The organism is uncultured Mucilaginibacter sp., from assembly GCF_937859865.1.
GTDB lineage: Bacteria > Bacteroidota > Bacteroidia > Sphingobacteriales > Sphingobacteriaceae > Mucilaginibacter_A.
Map to the genome: position 1 here is coordinate 1 of NZ_CALMAT010000049.1, position 2,993 is coordinate 2,993.

Here is a 2,993-nt window from a genome sequence, read left to right on the forward strand (position 1 = left end):
GTTTAAAACAACAGGTTTTCATGAGATTTGATGTTTTTAGGGTCAATTTGCTTTACCGACTCGATGAATGCTATCTTTTTCAACCTCAGCAACACATTTTCCAGGTCTTCGTCGTCAAAATGGTTTTTAATCAGCAAAAAATAATTGGTGCTGCCCATTTCGGGGATCAGGCATCCGGTTAGGCCGTGGTTGGCAATGATATAAAATTCGGTTTCAGAAGCTTCGATGTTGTACACATACTGCGAAAACTGCATCGGTTCGGCACCGCCAAACAAAGGCAGGCAGTAATCGGCCGTTTTCCTAAAATCGGTGTGCAATTCTTTGTTAATATGGTAACAAAGGCGGTAATCGCGCAGTGGCGACCGCAGGGCAATCAATATAAAGTCGAGGTCTAACTCAAAACTTAGTATCTTTCTACTCAAAACCAGGTGATGCTTAGGGTTGTCTAAACTACAAATCAAATTTAAATAAACTTGAAGTTATTATACAGTTATCCACATTTACCACCACAAAAATATAGTGGTAAAAACAGTATTTATACGGCAAAAGATTTAAGCCGATCAAAATTTTATTGCGGTTTGATATTTGATTTAATTTATTTTTCTTTGCACAGATTTATTTAACCCAAAAAATTAAAAGACTATGTCTGATATCGCTTCCAGAGTAAAAGCAATTATCGTAGAAAAATTAGGTGTTGACGAGAACGAAGTTACACCAGAAGCAAGTTTCACGAATGATTTAGGTGCAGATTCTTTAGATACTGTAGAACTGATCATGGAATTTGAAAAAGAATTTAATGTAGCTATCCCTGATGACCAGGCAGAAACTATCGGCACCGTTGGCCAGGCCATCGCTTATCTGGAAAAAAACGTTAAATAATAGCGCTTTTTGCTAAATAAATGGAGCTAAAAAGAGTAGTTGTAACCGGTTTGGGCGCACTTACTCCAATTGGTAACAACGTCCCGGATTATTGGGGCGCGCTGATCAATGGAATAAGTGGGGCTGACTTCATCAAAAGTTTCGACACCACAAAATTTAAGACAAAGTTTGCCTGCGAAATAAAAAACTTTTCTGCCGAAGAAATTTTTGGCCGTAAAGAAGCACGCAAAATGGACCCTTTTGTGCATTACGCCATGGTTTCGGTTGATGAAGCCGTGCGTGATGCAAATTTGGATTTTCCAAACTTGGACACCAATCGTATTGGCGTAATCTGGGGAGCAGGGATTGGTGGCTTAAAAACTTTTTTGGATGAAGTATCTAACTTTGCCAAAGGTGATGGTACGCCGCGTTACAACCCTTACTTTATCCCAAAAATGATCTTGGACATTGCGCCAGGCCACATTTCTATTAAATATGGTTTGCGCGGCCCCAACTTTTCTACTGTTTCTGCCTGTGCTTCGGGCACTAATGCTTTAATTGATTCTTTCAATTATCTTCGTTTGGGTGTGGCCGATGTGATTATTTCCGGTGGATCAGAAGCGATTATTAATGAAGCCGGCATGGGCGGGTTTAATGCCATGCACGCTTTATCAACCCGAAATGATGACCCGAAAACAGCTTCCCGCCCTTTTGATAAAGACCGTGATGGTTTTGTTGCCGGCGAAGGTTCAGGGGCAATTATCCTGGAAAGTTTGGAACATGCAAAAGCACGCGGGGCCAAAATTTATGCCGAAATGGTTGGCGGCGGCATGAGCGCCGATGCAAACCACATTACCGCACCGCACCCGGAAGGTTTGGGCGCACGTTTGGTAATGGGCAATGCACTGCGGGATGCCGGTTTAACCACCAGCGATATTGATTATATCAATGTCCACGGAACTTCTACGCCGCTTGGCGATATCAGCGAAACCAAAGCTATCGTTAGTTTATTTGGGGATGATGCCTACAAACTAAACATCAGTTCTACCAAATCCATGACCGGCCATTTGCTTGGTGCGGCAGGCGCTATCGAAGCCATTGCTTCTGTTTTGGCTATCAAAAACGACATCGTTCCGCCTACGATTAATCATTTTACAGACGACCCGGAGTTTGACCCTCAGTTAAACTTCACTTTTAACAAACCTCAAAAACGGACGGTACGCACTGCATTGAGCAACACTTTCGGTTTTGGCGGGCACAATGCTTCTGTAATTTTCAAAAAATACGAAGAATAGTATTTGATGCGGATTTTAAGGTTTTACAAGCTTTACTTATCTCCCGACAGAAAATACGTTAAGCTGTTAAAAAACCTGCTTGGCTTTGTGCCCGGCAATCTGATGCTTTACCGTTTGGCTTTTCGGCACAAATCAGTAGCGCAAGTTGTAAAAAAGGGCGTCAAAAACAGCAACGAAAGGCTGGAGTTTTTGGGCGATGCCGTGCTTGGTTCGGTTGTAGCCGAAATCCTTTTCAAAATGTACCCTTATGAAGATGAAGGGTTTTTGACGGAACTGCGTTCTAAAATCGTAAGCCGCATCAACCTAAATCAATTAGGCCGAAAATTGGGTTTTGAACAATTGGTTGAATTTGACAACCGTGTAATCAATACCAGCCGGCAAAGTTCTTTGCTGGGCGATGCTTTTGAAGCTTTAATTGGTGCCGTTTATTTGGATAAAGGCTACAATTTCACCAAAAATTTTCTGGAAAACCGGATTATCAAATCGCATATTGATATCCATAAATTAGAAAATACGGAAACCAATTTTAAAAGCAAACTGATTGAATGGTGCCAACGCCATAGTAAAGACATTAGTTTTGAGTTGATTACCAATCAGCAAGGCGAAAGCACCAAACTGTTTACCGTGCAGGCTTGTATTGATGGCGAAATTTTTGGCAGCGGTAAGGAATTTAACAAAAAAACTGCCGAAAAACTGGCTGCCGAAAAAGCTTGTGAAGCTTTAGGGATTTAGTTTTTTCTCCCACAAAATTATTCGTTTGCGATTGCCGCTGTCATTTCGACCGAAGGGAAAAATCCTCTTTCAACAAGAACAATAAATTTTAGGCGATAAAAGAAGCAT

At 41.4% G+C, this 2,993-nt stretch carries 4 protein-coding genes; 3 read left to right on the forward strand and 1 reads right to left on the reverse strand.

The genetic code is table 11. The annotated features are described in order from the left end of the window. Positions 1-2: 2 nt before the first annotated feature. Positions 3-422 carry an IPExxxVDY family protein gene (locus Q0192_RS05815; protein WP_299287489.1) on the reverse strand — a complete coding sequence of 140 codons (420 nt, stop codon included), beginning with the start codon at positions 420-422 and terminating at the stop codon, positions 3-5. A 220-nt stretch (positions 423-642) separates the two neighbouring features. Between Q0192_RS05815 and Q0192_RS05820 the strand changes: the two genes are divergently transcribed. From Q0192_RS05820 to rnc, 3 genes are read left to right on the forward strand one after another with little or no spacing between them, the layout of a single operon-like run. Continuing rightward, on the forward strand, positions 643-879 hold the full coding sequence (locus Q0192_RS05820; protein ID WP_008241990.1) for an acyl carrier protein: 237 nt from the start codon (positions 643-645) through the stop codon (positions 877-879). Positions 880-899: 20 nt separating this feature from the next. Then, positions 900-2,153: a beta-ketoacyl-ACP synthase II gene (fabF, locus tag Q0192_RS05825; RefSeq protein WP_299287509.1), complete on the forward strand. Its 1,254-nt coding sequence runs from the start codon at positions 900-902 to the stop codon at positions 2,151-2,153. Positions 2,154-2,159: 6 nt separating this feature from the next. Continuing rightward, positions 2,160-2,885, forward strand: coding sequence for a ribonuclease III (gene rnc, locus Q0192_RS05830; protein WP_299287512.1), 726 nt, complete (start codon positions 2,160-2,162; stop codon positions 2,883-2,885). Positions 2,886-2,993 lie beyond the last annotated feature (108 nt).

Bases quoted from the DNA above. Each gene is read 5' to 3' on its own strand.
- Q0192_RS05820 (WP_008241990.1), top strand. From the start codon at position 643: ATGTCTGATATCGCTTCCAGAGTAAAAGCAATTATCGTAGAAAAATTA.
- rnc (WP_299287512.1), top strand. From the start codon at position 2,160: ATGCGGATTTTAAGGTTTTACAAGCTTTACTTATCTCCCGACAGAAAA.
- fabF (WP_299287509.1), top strand. From the start codon at position 900: ATGGAGCTAAAAAGAGTAGTTGTAACCGGTTTGGGCGCACTTACTCCA.